Here is an 18,306-nt window from a genome sequence, read left to right on the forward strand (position 1 = left end):
AACTTTGGGGGCAGAGAGGAGCAGCGGCTGTGGTGGCAGGTACAGCAGACTTTTTTCTTCCCTTTTCCAAAGAAATAATTTGCTGCACCAGCCACCACAGCCGCTGCTCCTTGACAATAGTGGTAATAGCCAGGGTCGGGGTGCTGCGTTGCTGAATCTGAAAAGAACCAGGGTAAGCTGCTGATTTATCAGGGTGCTATCAGTGCTGATTTTTTATCGAGCCAGACTTTTGCTGCTGTCCGTGTATGGAAAGTCCGTAGTTGCAGTTCCGGAGGTATCCTGCTTCTAAAATCACGGAAGGAATAAAGGCTTAGCATGTTGCTGGAATAAACATAAGCCAGGTATTTTAGGCCAGCTTTTACGGCCTTCGGCATCCATTCGTACTGCAGCCAGTCGTTGGCTTCGTACCATTCGCCGCTAACCTCCGATTTGTCGTTCAGCAGCCCCTGGTAGTGCATAGCCTGTAAAATGGGAATTGATACCTGTGCAGCTTTAATGACGTCGGCTGCCGAAATATGCCCGGTCCACTTGGCCTCAAGAAACCCGTTTTCCGCCCGCAGCGTCAGGAACACATCGCCTGCAGTATGCGTCAGCACAATTGGTTCCGGCCAGTTGGCCGGCAGGTGAGCGTAAGAATTCAGGTTCATTGTAGTCCATGTCAGATGTTGCTAAGGTAAGCTGATCTGTCTGTTTAAAAGGTTATTTATAAGGATTATACGTATCTGAATCCGGGTTGGTAGTGCGTTATAAGCTTCTTGCCGGAAAAGTGCAGGAGGAGGTGCAAAAACAGCAGCAGCAGGCGCTATAACGAACCGGCGATGGAAGCATGTTGTATTTTTCCGTAAAAAACAGCCTCCGGCTTTGCCCTGCGGGTAAGGCGGTCATGCGGGCACCTGATTTCCTGGTAGTAGGGGTAGGTAACTGTGGCAGGGGCAAATCACTTCGTTCTGCTGGTTGGTTGTGCCGTGGCTAAGGGAGTGGCAAAGGAAAGATAGGTTTCATGTGCTACAGTTTTACGCGTATGGCTGCAGCATGTGCCTGAACCGGAAACGATTCCATTACAGGTCCGTCGAACCATACCTCAACCTGCTGCTGTTCCTGCAGCTGCTCTACCTTCAGTACATTTCCCTCGGCATCTTCTATGTGTGTTTTATCATCGACTTTGATACTGGCCTTCGGGTAGTTTGTTTCCAGGTCAGCGATGGCTTCTACCAGTACAACTGCTACCGACTGCTCAATTTTAGGGTTCGTCCGCTTCAGGGTAGTAATGCTACCCTCTATGTCCGGTATTGTGTCGGGAATAGCCTTTCCTGTCTGGCCTGTACAGCCTGTTACAAAGGCAGCAAATAAAAAGACAAATGTGGCTAAGTATTTCATGGCGCAGTTTTTCGTGGTCAGCTTTCTGTTCTGTCTGATGTTATAATGAAAAGGATAATTTTACTACTCTTTATTGCGGCAACAGGTTGTCCTGAACCGGACGATGTTTGCTGCATAAAAGAAAAGCCGCCTGCTACTGGTGCTGTAACAGGCGGCTTTTCGGTATATGATCCCGGTAATTAAGCTACTTTCAGGGTTGGATTCGTGAACGTGTTCCTGATCTTTTCGCCTTCTGTATATTCCGCCAGAAAATCATTTTCATGCAGCTCCACGGTTTGTGGCTCCTGCATCAGTACAACTTTTCCGCGCTGGCCTACGGTTATTACGCCAACTCCCCTTTCCTGGCACAGCGACAGAAAATAAGCCGCCAAGGGGTTGTTCCTGAACGTGAGGCTGCTGATGGAGATGCCAAGCCACTGATTGTTTGCATGGTAGCGCTGCATCGTGTTGAGGATAGAATTTATTTTTTTCCGGAGAGCTTGTTTTTCTGCAACTGTGTGAAGAATAAAGCCTGCTAAAGCCGTTACAAAGGCAACACCTGCCGCTATACCCCAGTGTAAAGCCAGCGATACCAGGTAGGTTGTGGCAATGAGCAGGACAAGCGCAGTCAGGAAGCGGAATTTGCTTAAGCCTTTCTTTTTATAATCGGTGAGCAGCGCGGAAAGTTTAGCTGAATGAGCGGTGGTCAGGGTGGCAGTAAAAAGGGAGCCTTTCGGATGTTTGAATGTGATAAGTGCGTCTACTTTAACGCCTTTCCTTGTTTTTTCCCCTTTACGGATTAACAGGCTGGAGCCACTGTGGTGGCTGGTGTAATAGGATTGAAGAAATTCGTCCGCGAAATCTTCAATCTTATTTATCCTCTTTTGCATATGTTTATGAACATTAAAATAACTCGGTATCAGAGTAAAAATCTTAAATGTAAAGGGTCATTCCTGCTTTGCGTTCCGCAGGATCTTCTCTGTACAACACGCTGACCTGTAACTGAGTGAGAAAATTTTAAATTTTCTAAATTAACTGCAAATCTATTTAACTAATCGAGTAAAACAAATTTTTAGGTTAAAAACTGTTAAGTAATCATGCTGGCAGTTACTACTACAACTTCTACTGTGCACAAGGTTCCCCGAATAATAATTGAGGTAGAATTTATTTGAGCTGCTTTAAACCATCGGAGTTGAAAAGTGTTCAAATGTTGTAGGAGAATAATGAAGGACTTTTAAAAGACTGCTCCTGCAGGTGCTTTATTTTATGGATCTGATAAAATTATTTAGCGCCCTGACTATATAGGAACTTTGCTGCCCGTAGCCTGGTAAAGAAGAACTGCAGTGGTGTGAGCTACCGGGATTTTTGTTATGCAGGCATCCGTATTTTAGCTACACCTGGCGCCAGCGTTAAAAAGTGAAACAGTGCGGAAAATTGAATTTTACCGTTAACCGCGCTTCGGTATAACCAGCTGATACCGTATGTTATACCTGGTATAAGTGGCACCAAAAGCTGGTGGAGCAGCACTATTCCGGAAGGGGGGACGTAACAACAGGATACCTTCGTTCCTGGCATGCGGAACTCCTGTTCAGAGGAGGTGCCCAAAGCGCTTTTTTTCTGAAGGTAAGGGAAAGCTGAGCCGGCGCAAAAAGTAGCGACGGCTTCCGGAGTAAGAAGGCGGGCGGAGCGCTGCTGGTGGCCTGGTTCTCACTGGCAGGCATGCCGTTTTGTGCCATATCGGGTTTGAAGCAATGGGAATAGCTGCCAGGCAAAGCGATCGGTCTGCTGCCGCTGTTTATTTTGGCGTTTTGGCATTAAACCAGATGATGCCAATGATAATTACAACAGCCAGGATGATTATCAGCATGAGGGTCATAGTCTGTAAATTTTAGTAGTTCAACATTTTAGCATATCTACTGGATAACAGGATTACATGTTACAAATGCCACCAGAATACAACTGCCCTCAATAAGGTGCCCTGGTCTGTGCCAATCCGGGATGAATAACTGAAGAAGCAGCGTTACATGTGTTCCATTCGGATTCTGAAGTTTTTGTTGCTGTATTTTTTTAGCTTTACGAAATAACCGTTATTCGCATAATACTAGATAATACCGAACCATGAGAACCGTATCCAGTTTCAGGCGTATTTTTTTTATTTTACCGTTCCTGTGGTTTCTGTTTTTGGGCAGCACAAACGCCCAGATGCCTGCCAAACCTTCTGCCGCCCAACTGTTGCAGGATATAAAAAAATTAAACGTGCTCGGAAGCGCGCTGTACATGGCCGCACACCCCGACGACGAAAATACCCGCCTGATTGCCTACCTGGCCAACGAAAAACTGTACAACACAGCTTACCTGTCGGCAACACGCGGAGACGGTGGCCAGAACCTGGTGGGGCCGCAGATACGGGAGGAACTGGGAATTATCCGGACGCAGGAGTTGCTGCAGGCGCGCCGCATCGACGGAGGCCAGCAGTTCTTTACCCGGGCCAACGACTTCGGCTTCTCTAAAAACTCCGACGAAACTTTTACCATCTGGGACAAGGAACAGGTGCTGGCCGATGCCGTGTGGGTAATCCGCAAGTTTAGGCCTGATGTGATCATTACCCGCTTCCCGCCCGATGCCCGTGCCGGCCACGGGCACCACAGCGCCTCGGCCATACTTGCAGCAGAGGCTTTCGAGGCAGCGGCAGACCCGAAACGCTTTCCGGAGCAACTGCAGTACGTGGAGGTGTGGCAACCCAAACGCCTGCTCTGGAACACGGGCGTGTGGTCGTTCCGGAACCAACAGGAGTTCGACGCTTATGGCGCGCAGTTGCTGAAAATTGATGTGGGCGGTTACAACCCCACGCTGGGAAAATCTTACCCCGAAATCGCTGCCGAAAGCCGCAGCATGCACAAGAGCCAGGGTTTTGGCACCAGCAGCACCCGCGGCAGCTCCATCGAGTACCTCGACCACACCAAAGGCGACAAGGCGCAGAAAGAGCTGTTCGAAGGCATCAACACCTCCTGGAGCCGCGTGAAAGGTGGCGAGAAGGTTAGCAAACTGCTGCAAAAAGTTATCGCTGACTTTCGTGCCGATAACCCGGCTGCCATCGTGCCTGCTTTACTGGCAGTTCGTAAAGAGATGCAGCAGCTGCCTGGTAGCCACTGGAAACAGGTAAAGCTCCAGGAACTGGAGGAGGTGGTGAAGCATGCGCTCGGGCTGTACCTGGAGGTGGCGGCTACCGACGTCGCAGTTGTTCCGGGAGAGCCCGTGCGGCTGCAGGTGGAAGCAACCAACCGTTCGGCTTTGCCGGTGACGCTGCAGGGGATGCAGTTTTCCTTTGCCCGCAAAGATACCACCCTCGCTACCAGGTTGCTGGAAAATAAACCCTTGAAATTTACGGTTGTGCCTGTTTTGCCTGCTGCCACACCCTACACGCAGCCGTACTGGCTCCGGCAAGAACCGAGCCTGGGCATGTACCATGTACAAACGCAGCAGGAGGTAGGCTTGCCGGAGAACAAACCGGCTGCCCCGGTCGTGTTTACCGTGCAGGTGGCAGGGCAGGTGATCGATTACACGGTTCCGGTAATTTACAAACGCTCTGATCCGGTGGAGGGGGAGGTGTACCAGCCTTTCGAGGTAACGCCGCCGGTGCTCGTGAACCTGCCGGACAAGGTATTTGTGTTTCCGGACCAGGAGCCAAAGCAAGTGCTGGTAAAGTTAACAGCAGGAAAGGCAAACGTGGCTGGTGCAGTAACCCTGGAATTGCCCCGCCAGGGCTGGCGCATAGAGCCGGCCTCCATTCCCTTCGACCTCAAAGCCAAAGGGACCGAGCAACTGGTGCGGTTCACTGTTTATCCGCCGCAGGGGCAGCACGATGCGGTATTAAAAGCCGTGGCTACCGTAGCCGGAAAAACCTACAGCAAAGGCCTCAGCACCATCGCCTACAGCCACATTCCCACGCAAACCACGTTCCCGGAAGCTGTTTCCAGAGTCGTAAAGCTGGACCTGCAAAAGAAGGGCGAGCGGGTTGCTTACCTGATGGGAGCCGGCGACGACCTGCCCCTGACCCTGCAGCAAATGGGCTACGATGTTACTATTTTGCAGGAAGCGGACATGAACCTGCACACGCTGCAACAGTTCGATGCCATTGTTGTGGGTATTCGCGCCTACAACACCGTCGACCGCCTGAAGCACTACCAGCCCCTGCTCATGCAGTACGTCTGGAACGGTGGCAACCTGATCGTGCAGTACAACACCGTTGGTCCGCTGGTAACACCTGAAATTGCGCCTTATCCCTTAAAGCTGTCGCGGGAGCGGGTAACGGTGGAGGAGGCCGAGGTGCGTTTCCTGAAACCGGAACACCCGGTACTCAACACGCCCAATAAAATTACGCACCAGGATTTCAAAGGCTGGGTGCAGGAGCGCGGTCTGTACTTTCCGAGCGAGTGGAGCAAAGAGTATGAGGCTATCCTCTCCTCCAACGACCCCGGCGAACCTGCCCGCGACGGCGGTCTGCTTATCGCCTCCTATGGCAAAGGCAACTACATCTACACCGGCTACTCCTGGTTCCGGCAATTGCCTGCGGGTGTGCCAGGCGCGTACCGGCTGTTCGCCAACCTGATTTCGCTGGGGATGCGTGATGCTGCTTCGGGGAAGGCGGCGACCGGAGCGGGTAAGGCTGGGAAGGGGTTGTAGCGGCAGGCTGCTTTCAATAAATTACCATTTCAAAATTTTTCAGGATGAAGTTAACAGACCTGGTCTATAATATACAATCTATTGATGCCGGTTTTGCGCAGGAAGCAAACAAGGCAGTAAACCAATTGCTTACACTCAGGAACTGGTTTATTGGATACTACATTGTTGAGTTTGAGCAGCATGGAGAAGAAAGGGCGCAGTATGGCGAAAAAGTACTTAAAGTTATTGCAGACCAATTAAACAAAAGTGGTTTGTCTTATAGAAACTTGAATCTATATAGACAATTTTATTTAGTTTTTCCTGAAATAGGGTGTTCTCTGCAGTTCTTTATTAGTGATAAAATTCTGCAGACGGTGTCTGCAGAATTGTTAGAATCTAAAATTAGGCAGACACTGTCTGCCCAATTGGACCGCGATGCAAAAAATATGCTCTCTAAAGAGCCCACCTCCGAAAAGCTAGCTGTTGCAACTAAAATGGTGCAGTCGCTTTCCTTTTCCCATATTACGTTGCTGCTAACCTTGGACGATGACCTAAAACGCACTTTTTATGTTGCTGAAGCCATCAAAGGTACCTGGTCTGTCAGAGAATTGAAAAGGCAAATAAACACGCTGCTTTTTGAACGTTCAGGTATATCGAAGAGTCCGGGCCAATTAATAAAAAGTATTCAAGCTAAATCTCAAACCTTATCAACAAGGGGATTAGTAAAAGATATTTACACCTTTGAGTTCTTAGGCCTTCCTATGAAGGATGTCGTGGAAGAATCGGATTTGGAGGCTGCGTTGCTGGACCACCTGCGTGAGTTTATGCTGGAGTTGGGGAATGGATTTTGCCTGGAGGCGCGTCAGAAAAGGATTTTGATAGGCAGTGAATATTTCTTTATCGACCTTGTCTTCTACCACAGGGTTTTAAAATGCCATGTGCTGATAGAACTCAAAGTAGATGAGTTTAATCATGCCAATGCCGGACAACTGAACACTTACCTCAATTACTACAAAAAGGAGGTAAAACAGGAGAACGATAATGATCCGATTGGGATACTTTTGGTGACAAACAAGAATGAGGCTTTGGTAGAGTATGCTACAGCCGGGATGGACCAAAATTTATTTGTAAGTAAATACCTCCTCCAACTACCAAGTACCGATAAACTTGTCCAGTTTATTAAAACAGAACTGGAAGCCATCTAGGTTGATTTAACAGTTCTAAGTAATTCCCGATTCTTCAATTCATGAACAAAAACAACAAGCAACTACAACAACAAGAACACAGACCTCCCATCCTGGGTAGCTGGAAAAAGCTGTACCTGCTGGTGCTGGGCAACCTGGCGTTCCTGGTTGTTGTGTTCTATTTCCTCACCAAATACTACGAATGAGACCATCCGACTGGATCGTATTGCTGGGCACACTGGGCTTTATTGTGATATACGGCATCTGGAAAACCCGCGGCAGCAAGGATATTGAAGGCTACCTGAAAGGCGACAACAGCATGAAATGGTGGACCATCGGTTTGTCCGTAATGGCTACGCAGGCCAGTGCCATCACCTTTCTTTCCACACCCGGGCAGGCCTACGAAGATGGGATGCGCTTTGTGCAGTTCTATTTTGGCTTGCCCATTGCCATGGTCATTATCTCTATCACGGTTATCCCGGTATTTTACCGCCTCAACGTCTACACCGCTTACGAGTACCTCGAAAATCGCTTCGATCTGAAAACACGCTCGCTGGCGGCTTTCCTGTTTCTGGTGCAGCGCGGACTGGCAGCCGGTATTACCATCTATGCACCGGCCATTATCCTCTCTACCATCCTGGGGTGGCGCCTGAACCTGACGAGTATTGTGATCGGGCTTGTCGTGATTATCTACACCGTATCCGGTGGAACGAAGGCGGTGAGCGTGACGCAGCGGCAGCAGATGGCCGTGATGATAGGAGGGATGCTGATTGCCGGTTACATGGTGGTGCATTACCTGCCCGAGGGAATATCGATGGGCGATGCCGTGGCGGTGGCCGGTAAAATGGGCCGCATGAACATCGTGGATTTCTCCTTCAACTGGAACGACCGCTACAATTTCTGGTCCGGCATTACGGGCGGACTGTTCCTGGCGCTGTCGTACTTCGGTACCGACCAGTCGCAGGTGGCGCGTTACCTGACGGGGCGTTCCGTTACCGAAAGCCGGCTGGGGCTGCTGTTCAACGGCCTGCTCAAAATTCCGATGCAGTTTATGATTTTGTTTATCGGGGTGATGGTGTTTGTGTTTTACCAGTTCAACCAGCCGCCGGCCTTTTTTAACAGCGCCGCCCGCGACAGCGTGTTTGCCACAAGTTACGCCGGAGAAATGCAGCAGCTCGAGGCGCAGCACGAGGCAGTTTTCAACCAAAAACAGGAAGCGGTACAGGAGCTTGTTACGGCCTTACGTTCTGCTGATGATGCCACCATTGCCACTGCACAAGCCGAGGTGGTACGTCTGCAGCAGGCATCGAAAGAAATATCATCAGAAGTAAAAGGATTGGTAGCCAAAGCTATACCGGGAGCAGAGACCAAAGACACAGATTATGTATTTATCTCCTTTGTAACCAACTACCTGCCTGCCGGACTCGTGGGGCTGTTGCTGGCTGTTATCTTATCGGCCGCCATGTCGTCTACGGCATCGGAACTGAATGCGCTGGCTTCTACAACGGTCATCGATATCTACAAACGGTCTGTAAAACCCGATGCGAGCGACAGCCATTACCTGAGTGCGTCGAGGTGGTATACGGTAGCCTGGGGGGTAATTGCCATTCTGTTTGCCACCTTTGCCACACGCCAGGATAACCTGATCCAGGCAGTTAACATTATCGGTTCCCTCTTCTACGGCACCATTCTGGGTATTTTCCTGGTGGCGTTTTACTTCAAGTACATCAAAGGCCACGCGGTGTTTATGGCTGCCCTGCTTGCCGAAGCGGTAGTACTTTACTGCCACTACTTCACCGATATTGCCTTTCTGTGGTTTAATGTAATTGGCTGCGGCTGCGTGATTTTGTTTGGGCTGGTCCTTCAAACTGTGCTCAATCAGCGACAGCCTGTGCGTTAAGAAAGCAGCAGCGGCTGTGGTGGCAGGTGCAGTAGAACTTTCTACATGAAAAAAGAGGCGCTGGCAACGATAGGTTGTGTATTTGAGTCGGTACAAAATAAAAAAGACCTGCAGTAACTGCAGGCCCTTTCCAAGGTGTTATATCACTTTACTTAATTAACGATTTTGCTTAGTCCAGTTACCACGGCGGCTACGCGAATGGCATCGAATATGCGTTGTTCGGTAGCTCCCAGTTTCAGGACAGACGCTTCGTGGGCAGCCACGCAGCGCTCACAGCCGTTGATGGCCGAAACCGCTAAACTTACCAGTTCGAAAAACTCTTTGCTCAATACCGGGTTGCCCATGATGTTCATCTTCACGCGGGCTGGCAGCTGCTCATAAATGTCTTTGTGCGCGAAGTGGCGGAAGCGGTACAGGATGTTGTTCGTAGCCAGCAGCGAGGCGCAGGCAATGGCTTCGGCTGTCTCGGCTTCGGTAGCGCCGTTTTCTTTGGCTTTCTCCTCAAACGCACTGATCAGGGTTACGTTTTCTTCGTTGGCTGCTGCGGCTAAGGCCAGCAGGTAAGCTTCTTTTGGAGAAAGTGTTTCGCCGGCGATGGCGGTTTTCAGGTTCACGCGCAGGTCGCGCAGGTACCTTGAGTCGGCGTCGGCGAGTTTATCGAGGCTGTAGAACGGTTGTTCTTCGTTCAGCCCTAAGTCTTTTAAAAGATCTGTTTTAGTTTCCTGTGTTGCAGATAGTAGCATGGTATTTTTTCCTTTTTGATGAGAGTTTGATCATGTTCAACCTAAGCAGCGGAAGCAGTGGCTGTTAACCAGCCACCCTTCCTGAACCTACTTAAGCTGCACTATATATATGGAAAGTGGGCGTGTTAAACAGCTAACGTTTCTTCCCCTTTTGTCCAGTTGCACGGACAAAGTTCGTCAGTCTGAAGCGCATCCAGCACGCGCAGCACTTCTGCCACGTTGCGGCCAACGCTCAGGTCGTTAACACTAACCCATCGTATAATTCCCTGCGGGTCTACAATGTACGTTACACGGTAAGCTACTTTTTCTTCGGCTTCCAGAATGCCCAGCTCTTCGGCCAGCGATTTGGAAGTATCGGCCAGCATCGGGAACCGGAGGCCACGGAGGTCGTCGTGGTCGCGGCGCCAGGCGGCGTGCACAAATTCAGAGTCGGTAGAGGCGCCTACTAGCAAGGCATCGCGGTCGCGGAACTCGTCGTAGTTTTTGTTGAACTCGGCAATCTCGGTAGGGCACACAAACGTGAAGTCTTTCGGCCACCAGAACATCACCATCCACTGATCGTTTTCTTTGTGCGTTTCGTGGGTGATGTCGGCGAACTCTTTGCCTTTTTCCAGTGATACAACTGCTTGTTTTTTGAAAGCCGGAAACGTGGCGCCTACTGATAAAATTCTATTTTGTGACATGTTGTTTAATGGTTAATTGCTTACTTGTTAAATTGTTGTAGATGTAGTTTTTGTTTTTTTAGCTCAGGAAAGCTTTCAGCATCCAGAGTGTTTTTTCGTTTTCGTTGATGTCTTCGCTGATGAGCGCTACGGTTCCTTCGTCTCCGGTTTCGGCAGCCAGGCTAAGAATCTCGCGCTCCAGTCCCAGCAGTACCGTCAGGTTTTCGTAGGTGGCTTTCACCATATCGATGCCATTACTCAGGTTTCCTGCTTCTGTTATGCTCGACACCTTCAGGTAATCGGAGAATGTGTGCAGCGGCTGCTGGCCAATTGTCAGGATTCGCTCCGCAATGGCATCTATCTTGGTGAGGACATTGTCGTACAGCTCCTCAAACTTGTCGTGCAGCTGGAAGAAGTACACGCCCTTCACATTCCAGTGGAAGCCCCGCAGGTTCTGGTAGAATAAGTGGTAATTTGCCAGCAGTACATTCAGCTGGTCTGCTACCTTCTGGCTATCTTTCTGCTGCAGTCCTATTTCATTTAGCTTGTTCATAATTTCGTTTTGTTTCGTGCTTGTGCTTAAGGTTCGATACAAAGGTGCAGGGTTTGTGATTATAAATCAAATCGATTGTTTTTATGATATGATAGATTAAATCTATAGATTTGTTTGAATCGTTGATTAACGGTGATTTGCTTGATTTTGAACCGTTGATGGTAGGATGAAATGATTTTTGTGATTAAATGTTTATCTGAATCAGGATTTACAAAATGATTGAAATTTAAGAATGAGGCTTTGAACCTGTAGCTTTTGCTGGTGCGAGCTTGTAGCTCGTACCTACATTGAAAAATCTTGTTCAAGGTATGAAGGTACGAGCTACAAGCTCGCACCAGCACGCGGGCACCGCGTCTCTACAGGTAATCCGCATTGCTATCTGTGAAAGGGTTGAAAATCTTCAACCCCTACCAAAGTCATTACCTATCTAACTTTCTACCTCCTAAACTCTTAAACTCCCTAACTCTCTAACTAAAATGACTTTAGTACAGCTCGAATATTTACTGGCCGTAGATACGTACCGCCATTTTGCCACGGCGGCGGAAAATTGTTTTGTAACGCAGCCCACGCTGAGCATGCAGCTGCAGAAGCTGGAGGAGGAGCTGGGGGTGCAGCTGTTCGACAGGAGCCGGGTGCCGGTGCGGCCCACGGAGCTGGGGAAGGAAATAATTGCGCAGGCGCGTGTGGTGCTGGCCGAGGCGAAGAAGATTCAGGAGATCGTGCAGAACCAGAAACAGGAGCTGGCAGGGGAGCTGCGCATTGGTGTCATTCCGACGCTGGCGCCTTACCTTATCCCGCTGTTTATTACCGGTTTTATGCAAAAGTACCCGCAGGTACAGGTTACGGTACAGGAGCTGCTTACGCACCAGATTGTGGAGAAGCTAAACCATGAGCTGCTGGATGTGGGGCTGCTGGTGACCCCGCTCGAAGATAAAAGCATAAAGGAACTGCCGCTGTTTTACGAAGCCTTTGTCGCTTACATCAACGCCAGCCACCCCCTGGCAAAACGTAAAACCATCGATCCGGACAAGCTGAGCCTCGAAGATCTGTGGGTGCTGAATGAAGGCCACTGCTTCCGGAGCCAGGTCCTTAACATCTGCAACCGGGGCGGCAAAGCCATGGCAGCTCACTCAGGGCATTTCGACTACAAGAGCGGCTCCCTCGAAACCCTCCGGCGCATTGTAGAAACCCAGCACGGCCTGACGCTGCTCCCGGAGCTGTCGGTGCTCGACATGCCAGCCGACAAGCGGAAACTGGTGCGCCCGTTCCAGGAACCGCAGCCGCTGCGGGAGGTAAGCCTGGTAGTACACCGCAGCTTCCTGAAGAAAAAGCTGATTGAGGCGCTGCAGCAGGAAATTATAGAATCGGTGCCGGAAGAGATCAGGAACAGGAAAAAAGAGCAGGTGGTGGCGATTCGGTAGTGTGCTAATTTTTTAATGTGCTGATGTGCTAATGGGGTTGAATTGTTGAATGGCTAAATCGTTAAATGGTTGTAATCCTGTTAATCCATAAATCTGACGAATCCGAATTCAGACAACAAAGCAAACATAAAATCACACCCATCATTCCATCACTACCATCAACTGTTCAGACTAAAAAATCCTGTTGATCCTTCAATCATTTAATCGTGTTCAGACAAAAAATCAGGTACATCTCTAAAATCACACAAATCAAAGGTTCAGACAAAAAAAGCGGCTGCCCCAGTCAGGACAGCCGCTCTTCTTATGTTGTTTTTAGCTGGAATTACGCTTTCACGCCAGTTTCCTGAAGTGCTTTTACCATGGCGTCGCCGATTTCGGCTGGTGACTCTACTACGTAGATGCCGCACTCGCGCATGATCTTCATTTTAGCAGCAGCTGTGTCGTCGGCGCCGCCTACGATGGCACCTGCGTGGCCCATGCGGCGTCCCGGAGGCGCTGTCTGGCCGGCGATGAAGCCTACAACTGGTTTTTTGTTGCCTGTTTCTTTGATGTACTGCGATGCCATAGCCTCGTAGTTACCACCGATCTCACCAATCATCACGATGGCGTCCGTCTCAGGGTCGTTCATCAGCAGCTCTACCGCATTTTTAGTAGGTGTTCCGATGATCGGGTCACCACCGATACCGATAGCAGTAGAAATACCCAGACCTGCTTTCACGATCTGGTCGGCAGCTTCGTAAGTTAACGTACCAGACTTAGACACGATACCGATACGGCCTGGCTTAAACACGAAACCTGGCATAATGCCTACTTTCGCTTCGCCTGGCGTAATCACACCCGGGCAGTTTGGTCCGATAAGCGTAAGGTCTTTGTTTTTGATGTAGTTTTTAACATCTACCATGTCCTTAACCGGAATACCTTCGGTGATGGCAACAATTACTTTGATGCCGGCGTCGGCAGCTTCCATGATGGCATCGGCAGCAAAAGCCGGCGGCACGAAGATGATGGAAACATCGGCTCCGGTTTCCTGTACAGCCTGCGCTACGGTGTTAAATACCGGGCGGTCTAAGTGGGTAGAGCCCCCTTTGCCTGGCGTTACACCACCAACAACGTTAGTGCCGTACTCAATCATCTGCTGTGCGTGGAACGAACCTTCCGAGCCGGTGAAGCCCTGCACGATCACTTTGGAATTCTTATTTACTAAAACACTCATGTGCGTATCTTAAATAGTTGATGTATAGAGGGTCTAACTAAAGGTTGTGCAAAAATAGGCTTTTTTGTGGGGCATGCAAAAAATAGTTGGTCTAATTCCAAAACATATGCAAAACTACTGCTACAGCCCCTTTATGAACAGGTGCAGTTGCCGGGAGTAGCCTTATTTAACAAGAAAGCAGGAGCAAAAGGAGTGGTGGCCGGAGCAGAGAAGTTTTATGCGCTGCTTCTTTGCTTGCAGCTCCGCTTCCGTCTTGTTTAGCCTGATGCGCCTGCTAAAAAAATTAAATTGCGTACCTTTGTAGCATCATCTTAATAACTGGAACAGAAATGAAGTATCTGAATCATATAACCGAAGCCATCGGGAATACGCCCCTGGTAAAGCTGAATAAAGTGACGGATGGCATTAAGGCTACCGTGCTGGCCAAAGTTGAGTATTTTAACCCCGGCAACTCCGTAAAAGACCGCATGGCCATTAAAATGATCGAGGACGCGGAGAAAGCAGGTATCCTGCGCCCGGGTGGTACCATCATCGAGGGTACCTCGGGGAACACCGGTATGGGCCTGGCGCTGGTGGCTATTGCCAAAGGCTACAAGTGCATCTTTACCCTGTCGGATAAGCAGGGGCAGGAGAAGATCAATATCCTGAAAGCGGTCGGCGCCGAAGTAGTGGTATGCCCCACCAATGTACCGCCCGATCATCCGGATTCGTACTACTCGGTGGCGCGCCGCCTGAACCGGGAAATTCCGAACTCGTTTTACCCGAACCAGTACGATAACCTGTCCAATACCGCGGCCCATTACGAAACGACTGGCCCTGAGATCTGGGACCAGACATCCGGCAACATCACCTGCTTTGCCTGTGGCGTTGGCACCGGCGGCACCATCTCCGGTATTTCCAAGTACCTCCGTGAGAAAAACCCGTCTCTCAAAACAGCCGGAATCGATACTTATGGCTCTGTGTTCAAGAAATACAAAGAAACAGGTGTTTTCGACGAGAAAGAGATTTACCCGTATGCCACCGAAGGGATAGGCGAAGACATTCTGCCCAAAAACGTAGACTTCGACCTGATCGACACCTTTGTGAAGGTATCGGACAAAGACGGTGCGCTGATGACGCGGCGGCTGGCACGGGAAGAGGGGCTGTTTGTGGGCTGGTCGAGCGGTTCTGCCGTTTATGGGGCGCTGGAGTACGCGCGCGAGCACCTGACTGAAAAAGATATGATGGTGGTGTTGCTGCCCGACCACGGCACCCGCTACCTGGCCAAAATCTACAACGACGACTGGATGCGTTCGCAGGGCTACATCGATTAACAGTTATTTTTGAAAAAACGAAAGCCTGGAAATTGTTTCAGGCTTTTTTATTGCCTACCTTATCGGGCTGGAATAAAACAAAAATAAGATAACCATAATGCTACGATTTAGGTAGCTAGTAAAATAGGGGAGGAAACTACTATTGCAGCAGGTTTCCATGGTTTAAAGTTGAGCAGCATAGGGAATGATGAGAAAACTTACTGGTATCTTACTCATCGATGATGATGATACAACTAACTTTCTGAACGAACGCCTGTTACGCAGGATGGGGATAGCGGATAATATCCGGACTTTTGTGAACGGGAAACAGGCATTTGATTACCTCTACAACGTGAGCAACGGAAACTATGAGCCCGGAAGCCCGGATTACTTCCAGCCGGAGCTTATTTTCCTGGATATCAACATGCCGGTAATGGATGGCTTTGAAATGCTGGACCTGTTTGAGCGCCTGAATCCTGAATTCCGGAACCGGATTGTGATGACGGTACTTACCACCTCCACCCACCCGTATGATACCGACACCTCCCGGAAGTTTGCCGCCGAATACCTGACCAAGCCGCTGACTGCCGAGAAGATAAACATGCTGCTCGATAAATATTTTAAGGGCAAGGAAGAACCTTTGTCCGAGATGTGACGGGCTGAAAAAGTTCTCTGCACCAGCCACCACAGCCGCTGCTGTACCTTTTCGCTCTTAAAACGAAAATCCGAAGTGCGATTTAACCGCCAGGTTGATGGCCACGCCAATGCCGGCCAACAGTAATCCAATGCCAATGAGGGTTTCCATGCTTTGCCTGGGCGTGAGGTAACGTTTGAATATGTTTCCGCCTAGTGCCCCCACGGCAAATGCAATAATCAGCGGCAGGCTCCGGTGCCAGAATACGTTGCCGATCAGGTAATGGCTGATGGAGCCCGTCACGCTGGTGATCACTAGGATGAACAGCGAGGTAGAGGTGGCCACGTTAGGCGGTATCCGGAAAAGCTTTATCATCATGGGGGTCTGCAAAAAACCACCGCCAATGCCAAACAATCCTGCCATTATACCCGAAAAGAACCCAAAAATTACGACCAGGCCAGCATTGATGCGGTAGGCCAGGTGGTGCTCCCGGTTTACCCGGATAAACGAGGTAGGAATGTTGCGAATGGAGTACATCAGGCCCGAATGCCGGGGTGGTGTCCGGAGCCGGTGCGGTACAACCATTAAAGAGCCAATAAGCACAACAAAAGTTGCAAAAATAACCTGCAGCCTGAAAACAGGCAGAAAAGCGACCAGGAAAGCGCCCACCACGGTGCCGGCCACGGCCGGAAACTGGATGAGCGTGCCCACCAGGTAATCGATGCTTTTGTCGCGCAGGTTGAAAAGAGAGGCAATGATGGCGGCGGGTACTACGGCTGTCATGGTGGAGCCTACGGCAATTTCCATGTTATACCCGAAAAAGATAATCAGGATCGGCACCATAAACACACCACCCCCAAACCCGATGATAGTTCCGAATCCGCTTACCAGAACGCCCAGAAGAAATATTAAAAAGTTTTCCATTCGCAACAGCGCCAGGGCGCCAGCATGTATAAACTTCCGGGGTGTGCTTAGCTACAGCCCGGTAACAGATACGAATTCAAAAGTTTCCCCGTTAAACAGCCCCTTGTCGCTAAGCTTGAGCGACGGAATAACCAGCAGCGCCATAAAGGAGAGTGTCATGAACGGAGAAGCAAGTTTGCTGTCCATCTCTTTACTCATACGGTCGATAGCCGAATAAGCTGCTGCTACTTTGTACCCGTCGTTGGCAGACATAATGCCGGCCACAGGTAAAGGCAACAGCTGTTCGCTGGCGCCATCTACCGCCGATACGCCACCCTTTGCGCCTATAACCAGGTTTATGGCCCGGCACAGGCTTTCGTCGTCTACACCCACGGCAATGATATTGTGCGAATCGTGCCCTACAGAAGAGGCAATAGCACCGCGCTGCAGTCCGAAATTCCGGATAAAGGCCACTACAGGAGGAGCCTCGTGGTAGCGGTTTACCACTGTCAGCTTCAGCACATCCTGGCTCGTATCAGAAACAAGCAGGCCATCCGGAGCCTGTAATGTGGCCCAGCTTTCGCGGGTAACCAGCTGCCCGTCGAATGCGTCGATTACCCGTATGCAGGCCTCGCCGGTAGCCGGCACGGCAAATTGTTCAGGTATTTTGGGTGTCGTGTTAAAGTTGTTGATTTCCTCGCTGGGTGTAAAGCTGATCTTCGTTTCTCCAGCTGCTGCCACCAAAGTGCCATCGATGTAGGTAGCGGTAACATTGAAAGCCTCCAGGTTATCCACCAGGATAAAATCAGCCGGGTCGTTTTCCCGCAGCAGGCCCACTTCCAGCTTATAATGTTCCACCGGGTTGAGGCAGGCGGCCCGCAGCACATGGAACAGGTTGTGCCCTTTGGCCAGCGCCCGTTTTACGAGCAGGTTCAGGTGGCCCTCCAGCAGGTTGTCGGGGTGCTTATCGTCGGAGCAGAACATGATGCGGTCGGGGTAGTCGGCGAGGAGGGGGATGAGCGCTTCGAAGTTTTTGGCGGCGCTGCCTTCCCGGATGAGGATTTTCATGCCGCAGGCCAGCTTGTCCAGCGCCTCTTCGGCGGTAAAGCATTCGTGGTCGGTAGTAATGCCGGCCGCAGCGTACTGCCGCGCCTGCTCGCCCCGCAGCCCCGGCGCGTGGCCGTCTACGGCTTTTCCGTATTTCTTTGCCAGCTCAATCTTCTCCATCACCACCGGGTCGCGGTGCAGCACACCGGGCCAGTTCATCATCTCGGCCAGGTACTTTATTTCGTCGCGCTTGAACAAGGTTTCGATGTCGGCAGCTGTAATCTCGGCACCCGCTGTCTCGAAAGGCGTAGCCGGCACGCACGACGGCGCCCCGAAATAAAATTTAAACGGCACCTTTTTCCCGTTCTCCACCATGTACTCCACGCCCTTCACCCCCAGCACATTTCCGATTTCGTGCGGGTCCGACACCGTGGCAACGGTACCATGCACAACAGCCAGGCGGGCAAACTCGCTGGGAACCAGCATCGAACTCTCGATGTGCACGTGGGCATCCACAAAACCGGGCAGAATATAATGGGTGGCTTCTACGGCTTCACGAACTATTTTTTTTATCTGTCCGTTAGTTACGTGAACAGTGCCTTCGTAAATCTCCTGTTGGTGCAGGTCTACAATGCGTCCGCTGATGGAAAAATTGCTTTGCATGGGGATGTGTGTGGTTAGATAAATTGCCCTCAGGTAAGGCAGGAACCCTAAATTAGTTTATATTTGCGTTAAA

Annotated in this window: 15 protein-coding genes and 1 pseudogene; 7 read left to right on the plus strand and 9 right to left on the minus strand. The window is 50.3% G+C overall.

Annotated elements, in window-relative coordinates; translation table 11 throughout:
- Positions 1-188: 188 nt before the first annotated feature.
- The 3 genes from DCW36_RS00375 to DCW36_RS00385 all read right to left on the minus strand — a co-directional run bounded on the left by DCW36_RS00375 (position 189) and on the right by DCW36_RS00385 (position 2,246).
- Positions 189-647 carry a hypothetical protein gene (locus tag DCW36_RS00375; RefSeq protein WP_240675983.1) on the minus strand — a complete coding sequence of 153 codons (459 nt, stop codon included), beginning with the start codon at positions 645-647 and terminating at the stop codon, positions 189-191.
- A gap of 358 nt (positions 648-1,005) precedes the next feature.
- Positions 1,006-1,377 (minus strand): DUF3221 domain-containing protein, encoded by a 372-nt coding sequence (locus DCW36_RS00380; protein ID WP_164890989.1) that lies wholly within the window; start codon positions 1,375-1,377, stop codon positions 1,006-1,008.
- 179 nt (positions 1,378-1,556) lie between these two features.
- Positions 1,557-2,246 (minus strand): MnhB domain-containing protein, encoded by a 690-nt coding sequence (locus DCW36_RS00385; RefSeq protein ID WP_114782474.1) that lies wholly within the window; start codon positions 2,244-2,246, stop codon positions 1,557-1,559.
- A 1,228-nt stretch (positions 2,247-3,474) separates the two neighbouring features.
- On the opposite strand from DCW36_RS00385, the gene DCW36_RS00390 reads away from it, so the two are divergent.
- Genes DCW36_RS00390 through DCW36_RS00400 form a run of 4 tightly spaced genes read left to right on the plus strand, consistent with a single transcriptional unit; the run spans position 3,475 to position 9,102 of the window.
- Positions 3,475-6,039: a PIG-L family deacetylase gene (locus tag DCW36_RS00390; protein ID WP_114782475.1), complete on the plus strand. Its 2,565-nt coding sequence runs from the start codon at positions 3,475-3,477 to the stop codon at positions 6,037-6,039.
- 44 nt (positions 6,040-6,083) lie between these two features.
- On the plus strand, positions 6,084-7,223 hold the full coding sequence (locus DCW36_RS00395) for a PDDEXK nuclease domain-containing protein (RefSeq protein WP_114782476.1): 1,140 nt from the start codon (positions 6,084-6,086) through the stop codon (positions 7,221-7,223).
- Between the two features lie 41 nt (positions 7,224-7,264).
- On the plus strand, positions 7,265-7,408 hold the full coding sequence (locus tag DCW36_RS22405) for a hypothetical protein (RefSeq protein WP_164890990.1): 144 nt from the start codon (positions 7,265-7,267) through the stop codon (positions 7,406-7,408).
- Positions 7,405-9,102, plus strand: coding sequence for a sodium:solute symporter (locus tag DCW36_RS00400; protein ID WP_114782477.1), 1,698 nt, complete (start codon positions 7,405-7,407; stop codon positions 9,100-9,102). The genes DCW36_RS22405 and DCW36_RS00400 overlap by 4 nt, the downstream gene beginning before the upstream one ends.
- 152 nt (positions 9,103-9,254) lie before the next feature.
- Here the strand turns inward: DCW36_RS00400 and DCW36_RS00405 are convergent, their stop codons facing one another.
- The 3 genes from DCW36_RS00405 to DCW36_RS00415 form a co-directional block, all read right to left on the minus strand.
- Entirely contained in the window at positions 9,255-9,845 is a 591-nt protein-coding gene (locus tag DCW36_RS00405; RefSeq protein ID WP_114782478.1) for a carboxymuconolactone decarboxylase family protein, read from the minus strand.
- Between the two features lie 125 nt (positions 9,846-9,970).
- Positions 9,971-10,528 (minus strand): peroxiredoxin, encoded by a 558-nt coding sequence (locus DCW36_RS00410; RefSeq protein WP_114782479.1) that lies wholly within the window; start codon positions 10,526-10,528, stop codon positions 9,971-9,973.
- A gap of 58 nt (positions 10,529-10,586) precedes the next feature.
- On the minus strand, positions 10,587-11,060 hold the full coding sequence (locus DCW36_RS00415) for a Dps family protein (RefSeq protein WP_114782480.1): 474 nt from the start codon (positions 11,058-11,060) through the stop codon (positions 10,587-10,589).
- 476 nt (positions 11,061-11,536) lie between these two features.
- On the opposite strand from DCW36_RS00415, the gene DCW36_RS00420 reads away from it, so the two are divergent.
- Positions 11,537-12,481 (plus strand): hydrogen peroxide-inducible genes activator, encoded by a 945-nt coding sequence (locus tag DCW36_RS00420; protein ID WP_114782481.1) that lies wholly within the window; start codon positions 11,537-11,539, stop codon positions 12,479-12,481.
- Between the two features lie 322 nt (positions 12,482-12,803).
- Here DCW36_RS00420 and sucD read toward each other — a convergent pair whose 3' ends face one another.
- Positions 12,804-13,694, minus strand: a complete 891-nt coding sequence (gene sucD / locus DCW36_RS00425) for a succinate--CoA ligase subunit alpha (RefSeq protein ID WP_114782482.1) — start codon at positions 13,692-13,694, stop codon at positions 12,804-12,806.
- A gap of 329 nt (positions 13,695-14,023) precedes the next feature.
- Between sucD and DCW36_RS00430 the strand changes: the two are divergent.
- Positions 14,024-15,004: pseudogene (locus DCW36_RS00430) on the plus strand (PLP-dependent cysteine synthase family protein); the annotation flags it as partial.
- Between the two features lie 187 nt (positions 15,005-15,191).
- Entirely contained in the window at positions 15,192-15,641 is a 450-nt protein-coding gene (locus DCW36_RS00435; RefSeq protein ID WP_240675984.1) for a response regulator, read from the plus strand.
- Positions 15,642-15,698: 57 nt separating this feature from the next.
- Here DCW36_RS00435 and DCW36_RS00440 read toward each other — a convergent pair whose 3' ends face one another.
- Both DCW36_RS00440 and ade read right to left on the minus strand, forming a co-directional pair.
- Positions 15,699-16,544 carry a sulfite exporter TauE/SafE family protein gene (locus DCW36_RS00440; RefSeq protein WP_114782484.1) on the minus strand — a complete coding sequence of 282 codons (846 nt, stop codon included), beginning with the start codon at positions 16,542-16,544 and terminating at the stop codon, positions 15,699-15,701.
- A gap of 51 nt (positions 16,545-16,595) precedes the next feature.
- Complete coding sequence (gene ade, locus DCW36_RS00445) at positions 16,596-18,233, minus strand: adenine deaminase (protein WP_114782485.1); 1,638 nt, start codon at positions 18,231-18,233, stop codon at positions 16,596-16,598.
- Between the last annotated feature and the right edge of the window lie 73 nt (positions 18,234-18,306).

Source organism: Botryobacter ruber, from assembly GCF_003347595.2.
GTDB classification, from domain to species: Bacteria; Bacteroidota; Bacteroidia; order Cytophagales; family Hymenobacteraceae; genus Pontibacter; species Pontibacter ruber_A.

Excerpts from the sequence above, each read along its gene's own strand:
- DCW36_RS00420 (WP_114782481.1), top strand. The coding sequence starts at position 11,537 with ATGACTTTAGTACAGCTCGAATATTTACTGGCCGTAGATACGTACCGC.
- DCW36_RS00400 (WP_114782477.1), top strand. The coding sequence starts at position 7,405 with ATGAGACCATCCGACTGGATCGTATTGCTGGGCACACTGGGCTTTATT.
- DCW36_RS00405 (WP_114782478.1), bottom strand. The coding sequence starts at position 9,845 with ATGCTACTATCTGCAACACAGGAAACTAAAACAGATCTTTTAAAAGAC.
- DCW36_RS00385 (WP_114782474.1), bottom strand. The coding sequence starts at position 2,246 with ATGCAAAAGAGGATAAATAAGATTGAAGATTTCGCGGACGAATTTCTT.
- DCW36_RS00435 (WP_240675984.1), top strand. The coding sequence starts at position 15,192 with ATGATGAGAAAACTTACTGGTATCTTACTCATCGATGATGATGATACA.
- sucD (WP_114782482.1), bottom strand. The coding sequence starts at position 13,694 with ATGAGTGTTTTAGTAAATAAGAATTCCAAAGTGATCGTGCAGGGCTTC.
- DCW36_RS22405 (WP_164890990.1), top strand. The coding sequence starts at position 7,265 with ATGAACAAAAACAACAAGCAACTACAACAACAAGAACACAGACCTCCC.
- DCW36_RS00390 (WP_114782475.1), top strand. The coding sequence starts at position 3,475 with ATGAGAACCGTATCCAGTTTCAGGCGTATTTTTTTTATTTTACCGTTC.
- DCW36_RS00440 (WP_114782484.1), bottom strand. The coding sequence starts at position 16,544 with ATGGAAAACTTTTTAATATTTCTTCTGGGCGTTCTGGTAAGCGGATTC.
- DCW36_RS00375 (WP_240675983.1), bottom strand. The coding sequence starts at position 647 with ATGAACCTGAATTCTTACGCTCACCTGCCGGCCAACTGGCCGGAACCA.
- DCW36_RS00395 (WP_114782476.1), top strand. The coding sequence starts at position 6,084 with ATGAAGTTAACAGACCTGGTCTATAATATACAATCTATTGATGCCGGT.
- DCW36_RS00380 (WP_164890989.1), bottom strand. The coding sequence starts at position 1,377 with ATGAAATACTTAGCCACATTTGTCTTTTTATTTGCTGCCTTTGTAACA.
- DCW36_RS00415 (WP_114782480.1), bottom strand. The coding sequence starts at position 11,060 with ATGAACAAGCTAAATGAAATAGGACTGCAGCAGAAAGATAGCCAGAAG.
- ade (WP_114782485.1), bottom strand. The coding sequence starts at position 18,233 with ATGCAAAGCAATTTTTCCATCAGCGGACGCATTGTAGACCTGCACCAA.
- DCW36_RS00410 (WP_114782479.1), bottom strand. The coding sequence starts at position 10,528 with ATGTCACAAAATAGAATTTTATCAGTAGGCGCCACGTTTCCGGCTTTC.